Origin of the sequence: Streptomyces sp. NRRL S-37, from assembly GCF_000721605.1 — a bacterium.
Classification (GTDB): Bacteria; Actinomycetota; Actinomycetes; order Streptomycetales; family Streptomycetaceae; genus Streptomyces.
On the sequence record NZ_JOIZ01000006.1, the window covers coordinates 102379 to 116416 of the forward strand.

General features: G+C 72.0%; 12 protein-coding genes and 2 pseudogenes. 5 read left to right on the plus strand and 9 right to left on the minus strand.

What is annotated here, in order from left to right; all coding sequences use genetic code 11:
• Window positions 1-92: 92 nt before the first annotated feature.
• The gene (gene glpX / locus IH50_RS0111060; protein WP_030859952.1) at window positions 93-1127 is read right to left on the minus strand and encodes a class II fructose-bisphosphatase; all 1035 of its coding nucleotides are present in this window, start codon (window positions 1125-1127) and stop codon (window positions 93-95) included.
• 142 nt (window positions 1128-1269) lie between these two features.
• Between glpX and IH50_RS0111065 the strand changes: the two genes are divergently transcribed.
• Window positions 1270-1776, plus strand: a complete 507-nt coding sequence (locus IH50_RS0111065) for a DUF4245 domain-containing protein (RefSeq protein WP_030859954.1) — start codon at window positions 1270-1272, stop codon at window positions 1774-1776.
• A gap of 10 nt (window positions 1777-1786) precedes the next feature.
• Here the strand turns inward: IH50_RS0111065 and IH50_RS39580 are convergent.
• From IH50_RS39580 to xseA, 3 genes and pseudogenes are all read right to left on the minus strand, one after another.
• Window positions 1787-2347: pseudogene (locus tag IH50_RS39580) on the minus strand (malonic semialdehyde reductase); the annotation flags it as partial.
• A 155-nt stretch (window positions 2348-2502) separates the two neighbouring features.
• A complete protein-coding gene (locus tag IH50_RS0111075; RefSeq protein WP_030859957.1) occupies window positions 2503-2763 on the minus strand; it encodes an exodeoxyribonuclease VII small subunit in 261 nt (86 codons plus the stop codon).
• Window positions 2760-3983: an exodeoxyribonuclease VII large subunit gene (gene xseA / locus IH50_RS0111080; RefSeq protein ID WP_030859958.1), complete on the minus strand. Its 1224-nt coding sequence runs from the start codon at window positions 3981-3983 to the stop codon at window positions 2760-2762. Before xseA ends, IH50_RS0111075 begins: the two co-directional genes overlap by 4 nt.
• Window positions 3984-4048: 65 nt before the next feature.
• On the opposite strand from xseA, the gene IH50_RS0111085 reads away from it, so the two are divergent.
• A complete protein-coding gene (locus tag IH50_RS0111085) occupies window positions 4049-5068 on the plus strand; it encodes a 4-hydroxy-3-methylbut-2-enyl diphosphate reductase (protein ID WP_030859959.1) in 1020 nt (339 codons plus the stop codon).
• A gap of 71 nt (window positions 5069-5139) precedes the next feature.
• Complete coding sequence (gene ppgK, locus IH50_RS0111090) at window positions 5140-5886, plus strand: polyphosphate--glucose phosphotransferase (protein WP_030859960.1); 747 nt, start codon at window positions 5140-5142, stop codon at window positions 5884-5886.
• A gap of 6 nt (window positions 5887-5892) precedes the next feature.
• Here the strand turns inward: ppgK and IH50_RS0111095 are convergent, their stop codons facing one another.
• Window positions 5893-6474 (minus strand): DUF6542 domain-containing protein, encoded by a 582-nt coding sequence (locus IH50_RS0111095; protein WP_078913926.1) that lies wholly within the window; start codon window positions 6472-6474, stop codon window positions 5893-5895.
• A gap of 182 nt (window positions 6475-6656) precedes the next feature.
• On the opposite strand from IH50_RS0111095, the gene ychF reads away from it, so the two are divergent.
• On the plus strand, window positions 6657-7745 hold the full coding sequence (gene ychF / locus IH50_RS0111100) for a redox-regulated ATPase YchF (RefSeq protein ID WP_030859962.1): 1089 nt from the start codon (window positions 6657-6659) through the stop codon (window positions 7743-7745).
• A gap of 127 nt (window positions 7746-7872) precedes the next feature.
• On the opposite strand, the gene IH50_RS0111105 is transcribed toward ychF, so the two are convergent.
• Together IH50_RS0111105 and IH50_RS0111110 are read right to left on the minus strand one after the other, a co-directional pair.
• Entirely contained in the window at window positions 7873-8265 is a 393-nt protein-coding gene (locus IH50_RS0111105; protein ID WP_030859963.1) for a DNA-binding protein, read from the minus strand.
• Window positions 8265-8516, minus strand: a complete 252-nt coding sequence (locus IH50_RS0111110) for a hypothetical protein (RefSeq protein WP_018845686.1) — start codon at window positions 8514-8516, stop codon at window positions 8265-8267. Before IH50_RS0111110 ends, IH50_RS0111105 begins: the two co-directional genes overlap by 1 nt.
• 146 nt (window positions 8517-8662) lie before the next feature.
• Between IH50_RS0111110 and IH50_RS39585 the strand changes: the two are divergent.
• Window positions 8663-10483: pseudogene (locus IH50_RS39585) on the plus strand (DEAD/DEAH box helicase); the annotation flags it as partial.
• Between the two features lie 903 nt (window positions 10484-11386).
• Here the strand turns inward: IH50_RS39585 and IH50_RS38715 are convergent.
• Both IH50_RS38715 and IH50_RS0111125 read right to left on the minus strand, forming a co-directional pair.
• The gene (locus IH50_RS38715) at window positions 11387-12613 is read right to left on the minus strand and encodes a glycosyltransferase (RefSeq protein ID WP_030859965.1); all 1227 of its coding nucleotides are present in this window, start codon (window positions 12611-12613) and stop codon (window positions 11387-11389) included.
• Window positions 12610-14037, minus strand: a complete 1428-nt coding sequence (locus IH50_RS0111125) for an MATE family efflux transporter (protein ID WP_030859966.1) — start codon at window positions 14035-14037, stop codon at window positions 12610-12612. Before IH50_RS0111125 ends, IH50_RS38715 begins: the two co-directional genes overlap by 4 nt.
• Window position 14038: the final 1 nt, after the last annotated feature.

The window sequence follows — 14038 nt, forward strand, 5'->3', positions numbered from 1 at the left end:
ACTGGTCTCACCTCAGGGGCGCGGGGAACTGCGCGATCAACCACAACGCACCCGCACTGGCCCACGCGCCGCAGGCTCCCCGCACCGGCGTTTCACTTGGCGCGATCGAAGTCAATCGCGCTGTACGCCCGCAGCTTCGAGAGCCGATGCTCGGAATCGATCCTCCGCACCGTCCCCGACTTCGACCGCATCACGATCGAATCGGTCGTGGCCGTCTCCGACCGGTACCGCACCCCGCGCAGCAGCTCGCCGTCGGTGATGCCCGTCGCCACGAAGAACACGTTGTCCCCGGTGACCAGGTCCTCCGTGGTCAGTACCCGGTCCAGGTCGTGCCCCGCGTCGACCGCCCGCTGCCGCTCCTCGTCGTCCTTGGGCCACAGCTTGCCCTGGATGGTGCCGCCCAGGCACTTCACCGCGCACGCCGAGATGATGCCCTCGGGAGTGCCGCCGATGCCGAGCAGCAGATCGATACCGGTGCCCTCGCGCAGCGCGAGGATCGAGCCGGCCACGTCGCCGTCGGAGATCAGCTTGATGCGCGCCCCGGTCTCCCGGATCTCCTTGATGATGCCCTCGTGCCGCGGCCGGTCGAGGATCACCACGGTGACGTCCTCGGGAGTGGCCCGCTTGGCCTTGGCGACCCGCCGGATGTTCACGCTCACCGGCGCGTTGATGTCGACGAAGTCCGCGGCCTCCGGCCCGGTGACCAGCTTGTCCATGTAGAACACGGCCGACGGGTCGAACATCGAGCCGCGCTCGGCGGCGGCCAGCACCGCGATGGCGTTCGTCATGCCCTTGGCGGTCAGCGTCGTACCGTCGATCGGGTCGACGGCGATGTCGCACTCCGGGCCGGTCCCGTCGCCCACGCGCTCCCCGTTGAAGAGCATCGGGGCCTCGTCCTTCTCGCCCTCGCCGATGACGACGACGCCGTTCATCGAGACGGTGGAGACGAGGGTGCGCATGGCACGTACCGCGGCGCCGTCGGCGCCGTTCTTGTCGCCGCGCCCTACCCAGCGGCCGGCTGCCATGGCCGCGGCCTCGGTGACCCGTACGAGCTCCAGGGCGAGGTTGCGGTCGGGGGCCTCGGAGGGGACATCGAGTTCGGACGGCAAGTGATGGTGTTCGGTCATCGGAGCGCACCTTTCTGTACGACGACGGCCGGATGAGGGTTGGGCACGACTCTATCGCCAGTCCGACAAAATGAGCAGGGCCCCCCACGGATGAGCGCACCGGGCACCTGCGACGATAGGGGGCGTGGCAGGAAAGAGCAGTATGCAGAAAACGGCCCGGGACATGATCCTCTCCATGGTCCTCATCGGGCTGGTGGCGGGAGTGGTCTGGCTGTTCATCCCGCACGAGGACGGCGAACCCGACCTCAAGCGGGTCGACTACCGGATCGACCTGCTCACGGCCCGCCGGGCCGCCTCCTACCCCGTCGCCGCGCCGGAGGGCCTGCCCGAGGAGTGGAAGCCCACCTCCGTCCGCTATCAGGGCACCGAGTCCGAGGCCTGGCACCTCGGCTTCCACGCCCCCGACGGGGAGTACGTGGCGGTCGAGCAGTCCACGGGCAAGCGGGCGGCGTTCATCGAGGACAGGACGCAGGGCGCCGCGAAGACGGAGGCCACGCAGCGGATCGACGGCAGGACCTGGACGCGCTACGAGGGCGACCGTTACGACGCGCTGGTGCTGGAGGGCACCGAGGGCTCGACCACGGTGGTGACCGGCACGGGATCGTTCGGCCGGCTGGCGGAGATGGCCGGGGCGCTGCGCACGGAGTGAGGAAGACGTACAGGGGCGGGGAGCGGGGGAACCACGCGTCCGGGCCGGGGCGGCCGATGTTGACGACCATCAGCGGGGTGTGGTCGTCGTCGAGGAACTCCTTGCGGACGCCCTCGAAGTCGAAGCCGGTCATCGGGCCGGCGGCCAGGCCCGCGGCGCGCACGCCGATGATGAAGTAGGCGGCCTGGAGGGCGGCGTTCACCGCGGCGGCACCCTCGCGCACCGGGCGCTCGCTGAAGAAGGCGTCCTTGGCCTGCGGGAAGTGCGGGAAGAGCTGCGGCAGCTCCTCGTGGAACTCGTTGTCCGCGGAGAGGATCGCGACCAGCGGGGCGGAGGCCGTCTTGGGCCGGTTGCCCTCGGCCATGTGCGCGACCAGGCGCTCGCGGGCCTCGGGGGAGCGGACCAGGGTGACGCGCAGGGGGCTCTGGTTGAAGGCCGTGGGGCCGTACTTGACCAGGTCGTAGATCGCCCGCACCTGCTCGTCGGTCACCGGCTCGTCGGTGAATGTGTTGGCGGTGCGCGCCTCGCGGAACAGCAGGTCCTGGGCGGCGGGGTCAAGGGCGAGTGACATGCGTGAACCTTCTCGGGGGGTACGTCGGCCCGTCTGTCCGTGGGGGGGACCACGGATGTCCGCGCAGGAGCCACGGACCGGTGGACGGGTCCGACGGTACGCCTATGAAGTTCAACGCTCAACTAAATCTGAAGTCCAGTGGTCCACTTCACAGCTCAGGCCTCCCCTGAGCCCTCCGCCCCGCCCTCCTCCTTCCGCTCCTCCTCCGCGAGCGCCGCGTCCAGCCGGGCCCGCGCCCCCTCCAACCGGCGTCGGCACACCCCGGCCAGCTCCTCGCCCCGCTCCCAGAGCGCGAGGGACTCCTCCAGCGTCGTACCGCCCGCCTCCAGCCGTCGTACGACCTCGATCAGCTCGTCCCGCGCCTGCTCGTACCCGAGCGCCTCGGCCGCCGCCGTCTGCTCCGTCTTGCCGTTCATCCGTCCACCCTCTGTGTATCGACTCGAACCGTGAACTCGCCCTCGGACACCCGCGCCCGCAAGGTCTCACCGGCCTCCACCTCGGCCGGATCCCGCACCGCCTGCCCGTCCGCCCGCTGGAGCACGGCGTACCCGCGCTTCAGCGTCGCGGCGGGGGACAGGGCCACCACGCGCGCGTGCGTGTGCGTCAGCTCGGAGTCGGCCCGGTCCAGCTGATGCCGCAGACTGCGCCGGCTCCGCTCCAGCAGCGCCGTGACCTCCTCCGCGCGCGCCTCGACCATCCGGTGCGGATCCTGCAGCGAGGGGCGGGCCAGCGCGTGCGCCAGCCCGCGCTCCTCCCGGTCCAGCAGCGCCAGGACCGAGCGCCGCGCGCGGTCGCGCAGCATCCGTACCCGCTCGTACTCCTCGCCCACGTCCGGCACCACCTTCTTGGCGGCGTCGGTCGGCGTGGAGGCGCGCAGGTCGGCCACGTGGTCGAGCAGCGGGTTGTCCGGCTCGTGCCCGATCGCGGAGACGACCGGCGTACGGCACGCCGCCACCGCCCGCACCAGCTGCTCGTCGGAGAACGGCAGCAGGTCCTCCACGCTGCCGCCGCCCCGCGCCACGATGATCACGTCCACCTCGTCGACCGCGTCCAGCTCCTTCACGGCCTGGACGACCTGCGGCACCGCGTGCACCCCCTGCACGGGCACGTTGCGCACCTCGAAGCGGACGGCGGGCCACCGCAGCCGCGCGTTCTCCAGCACGTCCCGCTCGGCCGCCGAGGCGCGCCCGCACACCAGCCCGATCAGCCGCGGCAGGAACGGCAGCGGCTTCTTGCGCTCCGGCGCGAACAGCCCCTCCCGCGCGAGCGACTTCTTCAGCTGCTCGAGCCGCGCCAGCAGCTCGCCCACCCCCACCGGCTTGATCTCGGCGGCCCGGAGCGAGAGCTGCCCACGCGGCGCGTACCACTCCGGCTTGCAGTGCACCACCACCCGCGCGCCCTCGCTCACCACGTCCGCGACGGCGTCGAACACCTGCCGGTAGCAGGTCACGCCCACCGAAATGTCGTGCGACGGGTCGCGCAGCGTCAGGAACACCACCCCGGCGCCCGGCCGCCGCGACAGCTGGGTGATCTGCCCCTCGACCCACACCGCGCCGAGCCGGTCGATCCACCCCCCGATCAGCCGCGACACCTCACCGACGGGCAGCGGCGCTTCCGCAGACGTGTTGAGAGCCATGTCCGCGAGAGTAGTGCGCCCCACCGACAACGCACCGTGACCGGGCCCCCGCAGGCGGCCTTACGATGGGACGCATGACCGCTTCGCCTGGCCGCCGTGTCCTGCTCGCCGCCCCCCGTGGCTACTGCGCGGGAGTGGACCGCGCCGTGATCGCCGTCGAGAAGGCCCTGGAGCAGTACGGGGCCCCCGTCTACGTCCGGCACGAGATCGTGCACAACAAGTACGTCGTGCAGACCCTGGAGAAGAAGGGCGCGATCTTCGTCGAACGGACGGAGGAGGTCCCGCCGGGCAACATCGTCATGTTCTCCGCGCACGGCGTCGCCCCCGTCGTCCACCAGGAGGCCGAGCGCGGCCGGCTCGCCACCATCGACGCCACCTGCCCGCTGGTCACCAAGGTCCACAAGGAAGCCGTCCGCTTCGCAGGCGACGACTACGACATCCTCCTGATCGGCCACGAGGGCCACGAGGAGGTCATCGGCACCTCCGGCGAGGCCCCCGACCACATCCAGCTCGTCGACGGGCCGGACGACGTCGCGAAGGTCGAGGTCCGCGACCCCTCCAAGGTCGTCTGGCTCTCCCAGACCACGCTGAGCGTCGACGAGACCATGGAGACCGTCGACGCGCTGAAGGAGAAGTTCCCCCAGCTGATCTCCCCGCCCAGCGACGACATCTGCTACGCCACGCAGAACCGCCAGCTCGCGGTCAAGCAGATGGGCGCCGAGGCGGACCTGGTGATCGTGGTCGGCTCCCGCAACTCCTCCAACTCCAAGCGGCTGGTGGAGGTCGCCAAGCTGGCCGGCGCCCGCGCGGCGTACCTGGTGGACTTCGCCGACGAGATCGACGAGGCCTGGCTGGACGGCGTGTCCACGGTCGGCGTCACCTCGGGCGCCTCGGTGCCGGAGATCCTCGTCGAGCAGGTGCTGGAATTCCTGTCGGGGCGCGGCTTCGAGGACGTCGAGATCGTCAAGGCCGCCGAGGAGTCCATCGTCTTCTCCCTGCCGAAGGAGCTCCGTCGCGACCTGCGCGAGGAGGCGGCGGCCCTGGTGGCCGAGCGCGGCGGATCCGGGGCGGATTCCGCGCGGTGACGACGGAGCGGCCGCGACGGTCACGCGGGCTGCCTCGCGTGACCGTCCGTCGTCCGTCGTAACGTAGGGCCATGCAGATCTTCGGCGTGGACATCGGCGGTTCCGGGATCAAGGGTGCCCCGGTCGACCTGGACAAGGGGGACCTGGCGCAGGAGCGCCACAAGGTCCTCACCCCGCACCCGGCCACACCCGACGCAGTGGCCGACGGCGTGAAGCAGGTCGTCGACCACTTCGGCTGGACCGGACCGGTCGGGGTCACCTTCCCGGGTGTCGTCACCGGCGGCACCACGATCCGTACGGCGGCCAACGTCGACAAGAGCTGGATCGACACCGACGCGCGCGTGCTGCTCGGCGACCGCCTGGGCGGCCTGCCGGTGACGGTGGTCAACGACGCGGACGCGGCCGGCGTCGCCGAGATGCACTTCGGCGCCGGACGCCACCGCCGGGGCACGGTGATCCTGCTGACCTTCGGCACGGGCATCGGCAGCGCCCTGTTCGTGGACGGCGTCCTCGTCCCCAGCACCGAGCTGGGCCACCTGGAGCTGCACGGCCACGAGGCGGAGAAGCGGGCCTCCAGCAAGGCCAGGGAGGACCACGACCTGTCGTGGGAGGACTGGGCGCACCGGGTGCAGAAGTACCTGGCCCACGTGGAGATGCTGTTCTCGCCCGAGCTGTTCATCATCGGCGGCGGCGTCAGCCGCAAGTCCCACAAGTTCCTGGACCACATCCAGGGCATCAAGGCGGAGATCGTCCCGGCCCAGCTCCAGAACAACGCGGGCATCGTGGGCGCGGCGATGCGCGCGGCGACGGGCGGCTGAGGGACGTCAGGGGCGGGGACGGTTCCGCGCGACGCGCCGGTTGATCCCGCGCACCCGGCGCACCCTGCGGCCGAGCACGATCAGGCTCGTGACCAGTGTCCCGCCGTAGAGCCACCCGGCCTGGGTGGCGAGGCCCGTCACCATGCCCATCAGCCGGCCGCCGGTGCCGTCGCCCCCGTCGGCGAGCGGGACCAGCCCCACGGCGAAGGCGATCGGCACCACGACGGGGGCGACGAGCAGGTCCCCCTCGCGCACCCACAGCGCGGTCAGCACGCACACCGGCAGGAAGAGCACGCCGTACACGGTCCCCGACGACCCGAACAGGGCGTCGGTCAGCAGGCCGAGGACGAGCGCCACCAGCCCGCAGAACAGGCTCAGGCCCAGTCCGGTGAGCCGCGGGTTGGGCAGCCGCCGGACCGCGGGCGGGGGAGTGGGCCGGCTCACCGGCACCCGGGCGGGCCGGACGGGCCGCGCGACCCCTCCCCCCGCCGCCCGCCCCGCCGGGGGAGGCAGCGGCGGCTCGGCCGGCCTGTCACGTCGCGGTCCGTACCGTCCGTACCGCGCGGGTCGCGTCCTGTGTTGCTCCACTGCACCAACGTAGGTCGTTTTATGTGCCGAACGGCCCGTCAGACACGCCGGGGATCGCGGTCCGGCCGCACGTTCGACGGATCGCGGGGGTGCGGGCGGGCACGCCGTAGACTGGTGGATCGGCCCACACAGCCCCGTCGGCCGGTCCTCGTCCCCCATCCTCACGTACGGGAAGTCGCAACGTGTCGCTCACGATCGGAATCGTCGGTCTGCCGAATGTCGGCAAGTCGACCCTGTTCAACGCCCTGACCAAGAACGACGTGCTGGCGGCCAACTACCCGTTCGCCACGATCGAGCCGAACGTCGGCGTCGTCGGTGTCCCCGACCCCCGGCTGACCAAGCTGGCCGAGATCTTCGGCTCCCAGCGGATCCTCCCGGCCACGGTCGACTTCGTCGACATCGCCGGCATCGTGCGCGGCGCGTCGGAGGGCGAGGGCCTCGGCAACAAGTTCCTCGCGAACATCCGCGAGTCCGACGCGATCTGCCAGGTCATCCGCGCCTTCAAGGACGAGAACGTCGTGCACGTCGACGGCAAGGTCTCGCCGAAGGACGACATCGAGACGATCAACACCGAGCTGATCCTCGCCGACCTCCAGACCATCGAGAAGGTCCTGCCCCGCCTCCAGAAGGAGTCGCGGATCAAGAAGGACGTCGCGCCGAAGGTCAAGGCGGTCGAGGAGGCCAAGGAGATCCTGGAGAAGGGCGACACCCTCTTCTCCCAGGGCGTCGTCCAGGGCACCGAGCGCGCGGAACTCCTCCACGACCTGCACCTCCTCACCACGAAGCCGTTCCTCTACGTCTTCAACGTCGACGAGGACGAGCTGACCGACGAGGACTTCAAGAACGAGCAGCGCGCCCTGGTCGCCCCCGCCGAGGCGATCTTCCTCAACGCCAAGCTGGAGGCGGACCTCGCCGAGCTGGACGAGGCGGACGCGATGGAACTGCTGGAGTCGGTCGGAGCCGAGGAGCCCGGCCTCGCCACCCTCGCCCACGTCGGCTTCCGCACCCTCGGCCTGCAGACCTACCTCACGGCCGGCCCGAAGGAATCCCGCGCCTGGACCATCAAGAAGGGCGCCACCGCCCCCGAGGCCGCCGGTGTCATCCACACCGACTTCCAGAAGGGCTTCATCAAGGCGGAGGTCATCTCCTTCGCCGACCTGGTGGAGACCGGCTCGGTGGCGGAGGCCCGCGCCAAGGGCAAGGCCCGCATGGAGGGCAAGGAGTACGTGATGCAGGACGGCGACGTGGTGGAGTTCCGCTTCAACGTGTGACGCCATGTCAATACCTGCGCCCGGCTCGCCTGTTGGCGGGTCGGGCACAGGTTTCTGTCCGCGGCGAGTCCTCGATCCCGCGATGCCGTGACAGCGTTTGGCCGGGCGGCGTGGCGGCGGCACGGTCTCAGACCTTGACGACCTCCACGGAAGGGCTGCACAGGAGTGTCAGGTCCTCGGGGTCGGAGGTCAGAACAGTGACCGGCTGGGGGGCGTTGCGGGCGATGGCGGCGAGAACGGCATCGATGGCGTACTTGTGGCCGTGAAGGTGATGGGTGCGAAGGAGGACGGCGGCCCGGTCGGTGATCTCCTTGGTGACGTCGTGAACGTCGACGCGGGAGAGGACCCACTTGATGCGGGCCGGGTGGATGCGCTCGTAGTCGGCCTCAAGCGTGGTCATGGCGCTGGTGGCGACGCGGACGCCCTCCTCCGACGCCGCCTGGACCAGGGCCACGACGGTGCGGTCCTTGCGGTAGAGCTTTGAGAGTCCTTCGCTGTCGAGCAGGAGGGTGCCGGGCATCAGGCGGCGGCCCCGCCGGCCTGCCGGTGGTCGTGGCGCAGCAGTGCCCTGGCGGCCTCGACCTCCTCGCGGGTGAGAGCTTCGTTGTCGGTCTCGAAGTCGGCGACGATCTCCCGCAGCTTGTCCATGGCGACCCGCTGTTCGAGAGCCTCGGCGACGTAGGCGGAGAAACCGCCGGGCCCGACATGGGCGCGTACGGCCTCGGCGAGATCCTCGGGCAGGCTGATCGAATACTTCCTGCTACCACTCATGGCACCGATCCTACCGGCGGTCGTAAGCCTGGAGGTGTGAATGACTGCCCCGGGCTCGGTGGATCCGCACGGAGCGGCGGACGCCGGTCGAGGCCCGGTGCGGGCGATGGGAAGATGCCGGGGAGGGGCGGAGAAGGGCGGGGAGCGTGGGGCGGGGCGAGCGGGACACAGTCGCGAGGGGAGCGCGACTGTATGAGGCGGCGCAGGCAGTGGTCGGTGACCACGGAAGGGCGGTGGAGGCGGTACGGGCGGCACTGAAGCCCATCCATGACGCGGCGGTGAAGCGGGAGCTCGACGCCATTCCCGTCGCCCGGCTGCAGGACGTCACCGAAGGGCGGCTGCGGCTGGGGAGCGTCGAGAAGAGCGGACTGCGCACCCTGGGCAGTGTTCTCGAAGCGGGCCCCTACCGGCTGCGGCAGATTCCCGGTGTCGGGCAGCGCACCGTCGACCAGATGCTCGCCGCCGCCCGCCGGCTCTCCGAGGCTGTGCACGAGACCGTGGCCGTCCACATCGACGTGGACCGGCCGGAACCGCGCACCACCGCGCTCGTCACGGCCCTGCACGTCCTGGTGGAGGCCGGCCCGGAGGCCCGGCGCGCGGTCGACAAGGCCACCGTCCTGACGGAACGGCTCGGTCCGTTGCTGGCCGACGCGAGGCCCGCCGCTGGAAGGGTCCGGATGCTTCTGGCCGGCCGGGAGAAGAAGGCTCGCGCATGGGCGGCGGTCGCCGAGACCCGGTCGCTGGTGGACGAGGCGGAGCGTGTCGGCCTGCCCGAGCTGCTCGCCCAGGCGTCGGTGGACCTGCTCCGAGGTCCTTCGTCCGACGTTGCGGCCTGGGTGGACTTCGAACTCCGCTCCGCCGAGTACTACAGCCTGCTCGCCGAGATCTCCGGACGGCCGCCGGACGCGGCTGCCGCAGAGGGATTTCTGCCCGACGAGATCGCGGAGCGGGTACGGACCCAGCACCTCGACGACACGCACCGGCGGGTCTCCCTGCGCGGCTACCAGGCGTTCGGCGCACGGTTCGCGCTCGCGCAGCGCAAGGTGATACTCGGCGACGAGATGGGCCTCGGGAAGACGATCCAGGCGATCGCCGTCCTCGCCCACCTGGCAGCCGAGGGACAGAGTCACTTCATGGTCGTCTGCCCCGCGAGCGTCCTCGTGAACTGGACACGGGAGATCGAGGCCCGCAGCGCCCTGCGCGTCATGGTGCTCCACGGTCCCGACCGGCACCACGCGTTCGCCGACTGGAAGGGGCGGGGCGGCGTCGGGGTGACCACGTTCGACGCGCTGCGCGGCTTTCCCGCTCCGGGCGGCGGGGAGGTCGGGCTGCTGGTGGTCGACGAAGCGCACTCCGTGAAGAACCCGAAGGCCAAGCGGTCCCAGGCGGTCGGCCTGTGGGCGGAGCGTTGCGAGCGCGCCCTTTTCATGACCGGAACCCCGATGGAGAACAGGGTCGTGGAGTTCCGCAACCTGGTCCGGATGCTCGACGGCGACGTCGCGGACTCCCTCGGTGAACGGGACGCGTTGGCCGGATCGGTTGCTTTCCGTAAGGCTGTGGCCCCGGTCTACCTGCGGCGCAACCAGGAGGACGTGCTGACGGAACTCCCGAGCCTTCAGCAGACCGACGAGTGGGAAGAGCTGAGTACTTCGGACGAGGAGGCGTACCGCGAAGCCGTGCGCGCGGGCAACTTCATGGCCATGCGCAGGGCCGCTTACATGCGCCCCGAGAAGTCGGCCAAACTGGACCGGCTCCGGGAGATCGTCCAGGAGGCCGGCGAGAACGGGCAGAAGACGGTGGTCTTCTCCAACTTCAAGGACGTGCTGGACGTGGTGAAGGAGGCCCTGGCGGCCGGAACCGCCAGGGCCACTCCGGTGTTCGGTCCGCTGACCGGCGGCGTCCCGGCCCAGCGTCGCCAGGAGATCGTCGACGACTTCGCCGGTGTCCAGGGCCCGGCGGTGCTCCTCCTCCGCAGTGACGAGACCGGTGACATCCTCCCCCCAGGCAGCCAGCCGTTCCCGGGCGATCCACCGGTAGTACGAGTCCGCGCTCACGGCAAGGACCTCGCGAACGGCGGGCGCGTACCGGGGTACGGACGAGGCGAGGGCGGGGTCGGCCAGCAGCAGGGCGGTGGCCGCGAGTGCGGCCTCCTTCACCCGTGGATCGTCTGCGTCGCAGAAGTCCGCGATGCGGTCGTGGAGCAGTGGCCTTGCCGTTCGGGCGGCGGCCAGATCCTGTGCGGTGCCGACGCCGTCCTTGACGTCCAGGCGGGCGATGTCGGCGAACGAAGCCAGCCAGTTCAGCAGTTCGGCGCGAAGCGACCGCCGGCCGGCCGTGCGCTCCCACCGGTCCTCGGCGAGGGTGCGCGGATCGTCGAGAAGACAGGCCAGGACCAAGGCCGCCGGAGCGGTCGCCGGAAACACCTGCTCCCGATTGAGGAGCAGTCGATACAGATCGCCCACCGCCCGTACCCGGCGGGCCGGGTCGGCGGCGAGCACGGCGCCGAGGATGTCCGGTGTGTCGGGCACACCGTGCCGGCCCGTACAGACGTGCGGCAGCTCTTCCCAGGCGGTGCCGGCGAGCTCTGCCTGCGCTCTGGGTGGCAGGGAGCCGATGGGAGCACCAGGAAGGTCCGGGGCCATCTTGTTGATCACAATCGCAGTGTTCCAGCCGACTCCGACACCAGCGGCGCCGAGGCGGAGGAAGGTGTCAGGGCGACGGCATCGATCGTCTCTCGGGTGGCAGGCCGGTGTCGGAGACCCCGGGGTCCCGAGGGGAGCGGATGTCCCGGAGACACGCCGTCGGCGTGCGTTCCGCCGGGACATCCGCTCCCGTCGACGCCCTGGGGCCGGGTTCGCCCACAGCGTTTTTTAAGGGGTGGGCCCCACCGTCGTGTCCGTGCCGCCCCGGTGCCGGCCCGCGACCGCCCGCAGGGCCGCCTCCCGTACGCGGGCGGTTGCGTGTTCGGGCAGGTACCGGCCGGTGTGCAGCCGGCTCGCGGCGGCGGTCGTCGCGTCCCTGCGGGCCCGGTCGGTGAGCAGGTCCGCGCAGTGCCGGGCCAGGTCCCCGGCGGTGTCGGCGAGGGCCAGGTGCTCACCGGGGACCACGTCGAGGCCCTCGGCGCCGATCGTGGTGCTGACCACCGGCACGCCGTGCGCGAACGCCTCGAGGATCTTGATGCGGGTCCCGCTGCCCACGCGCAGCGGGACCACGACCAGGTCCGCGGCGCGCAGGTGGGGCGCCATGCTCGGGACCGCGCCGGTGACCTCGACGTGCGGGCCCGCCAGCGCGGCGACCTGCGGGGTGGACGCGCCCGCCAGTACGACCCTCGCGTCCGGCACCCGCTCGCGGATCAGCGGCAGGATCTCCCCGGTCAGCCAGGCGGCGGCGTCCGCGTTGGGCGCCCAGTCGAAGGAGCCCTGGAACAGGAGGGTCGTGCCGCGGCCGGTGCGCGGCGGCTCCGGCGGGCGGGCGGGGTAGGTGTTCGGCACCACCACCGTCCGCCCCGTGCCCAGCCGGGCGGCGTCGCGGGCGCAGGCGACCACGGCCACGTCCGCCTCCCGCGCCACCCGCCGGTGGACGCGGCCCCACCAGGCGATCGACCGCCGTGCCTGCACGCGCTGCCACGGCGTCAGCGGCACGTCCCACACGCCCCGGCCGAGCCGCGCCCAGCGGCGGATCAGCACGTCCTCGAAGTCGTCCACGTCGACGACGGTGCGGCCGGTGAACCGGCCGCGCAGCGGCAGCCAGGCGCGTTCCCGGTTGAACCACACCAGGTCGTAGCGGGTGCCGGTCGACCAGCCGGGCAGGACGGGCGCGAGCGTGCGCCGCTGGTGACCGGCGTAGGCGGCGGACGGCCCGCGCGCGGCGATCTCCAGGAAGGCGCGGGCGCCCGTGTACGGCGGTACGGCGGCGACCCCGGTGCGGGCGAAGCGGACGGTCTCCTCCGGCGGCGGCACGGTGTCCGGCGGTGCGAGGAAGAGCGCGTCCACCGGGCCCAGTTCGGCGAGCGCCCCGGTGACCAGGTCCATCCGCTGCACCGCGCCGCCGGCGGGGCGGCGGGGCAGGACGTCGCTGACGAACAACGACCGGATCACCGGACGGCCCTCCCGTCCGGCCGCGCCACCGGGGCGGCGTCCTCGTCGGAGCCGGCGTCCCCGGCGGGACCGGCCCGCGGCGCGGTCACCGCGGGCCGGACGGCCAGCAGCGTGCAGCCCAGCCCCACGGCCCAGCCGATCACCGTCGCCCACATGATGCCGTCGACCCCCCACGCGTGGCCCAGCGCGTACGACAACGGCAGCCGGACCACACCCAGCGAGGCCACCGTGCAGATCAGCGGCACGACGGTGCGGGCGATGCCGTTGAACCAGCCGTGCAGTACGACCGTCAGCGTGTAGCACAGGAAGAACGGCGTCGTGATGAGGATGTACCGCTCGGTCACCAGCCGGGTCTCGGCGCTGCCGGAGAACAGCGCGGCGATCGGCCCGCGTCCGACGAGCAACAGCAGGGACACCACCGCGGTGAGCGCGACACCCAGCCACACGGAATGACGGACCCCCTCGCGGACCCGCGCGGCCCGGCCGGCGCCGGTGTTCTGCGCGGTGAACACCATCAGCGCGCCGGACAGGTTGAGGAACAGCACGCTGGTCAGCAGCTCCAGCCGGGCGACGACGGTCAGCGCCGCGAGGGCCTCCTCACCGAACGGCGTGATGATCCACACCAGCACCAGCACGCCGACGCCGATCAGCAGGTACTGCACGGCCATCGGCGCGCCGATCCGCAGGCCGCGCCGCACCTCGGCGAGCACCGCGGCGGCCGTGACCGCGGCCGTCCCGGCTGTCCCGTCCGCCCCGTCCGCCCCGACCGGCCGCGGCCGGCGCTGCTCGCGCACCAGGCGGGTCAGGCCGACCACCGCGGTCAGCGCGTTGGAGGCCACCACGGCCAGCGCCGCGCCCGCCATCCCGAGCCCCCAGGGGCCCACGAACAGCCAGGCGAACACCGCGTTCAGCACGCTCGCGGCGATCATCAGGGCGGTGGCCCGGCGGACGTCGCCGCGGCCGGTCAGCACCGCGCACACCGCGCCGAGCGCGTAGACCGCGACCATGCCCGAGCACAGCGTCACCACGAAGGTCCGGGCCTCGGCGGCGACCTCGCCGGTCACACCCGTCAGCGCCAGCAGCGGCGCCGCGGCCAGGACCGCGACCGCGGCGCAGAGCGCCGACCACACCGCGGTGCAGACCGCCAGCGCCAGCAGCGCGCCCGGATCGTCCCGCCGCCCGGCGCCGGCGAGGTGCCCGAGCCGTACCGTGAACGCGCCGGACACACCGGTGAACAGCGAGGTCAGGATCGCGTACAGCGGCTGTGCCGCGCCCAGCGCCGCCAGCCCGGTGACGCCCACGTACCGGCCGACGACCGCGCTGTCGACCAGCAGGTAGCCCTGCTGGAGCAGGTTGGCCAGGGCCAGCGGGGCCGCGGTGCCGACGATGCCGGTCAGGACCGGGCCCCGGGTCAGGTCCGGCACG

Coding starts and splice junctions, on each gene's coding strand:
- glpX (WP_030859952.1), bottom strand. CDS start 1,127: ATGACCGAACACCATCACTTGCCGTCCGAACTCGATGTCCCCTCCGAG.
- IH50_RS0111065 (WP_030859954.1), top strand. CDS start 1,270: ATGCAGAAAACGGCCCGGGACATGATCCTCTCCATGGTCCTCATCGGG.
- IH50_RS0111075 (WP_030859957.1), bottom strand. CDS start 2,763: ATGAACGGCAAGACGGAGCAGACGGCGGCGGCCGAGGCGCTCGGGTAC.
- xseA (WP_030859958.1), bottom strand. CDS start 3,983: ATGGCTCTCAACACGTCTGCGGAAGCGCCGCTGCCCGTCGGTGAGGTG.
- IH50_RS0111085 (WP_030859959.1), top strand. CDS start 4,049: ATGGGACGCATGACCGCTTCGCCTGGCCGCCGTGTCCTGCTCGCCGCC.
- ppgK (WP_030859960.1), top strand. CDS start 5,140: ATGCAGATCTTCGGCGTGGACATCGGCGGTTCCGGGATCAAGGGTGCC.
- IH50_RS0111105 (WP_030859963.1), bottom strand. CDS start 8,265: ATGCCCGGCACCCTCCTGCTCGACAGCGAAGGACTCTCAAAGCTCTAC.
- IH50_RS0111110 (WP_018845686.1), bottom strand. CDS start 8,516: ATGAGTGGTAGCAGGAAGTATTCGATCAGCCTGCCCGAGGATCTCGCC.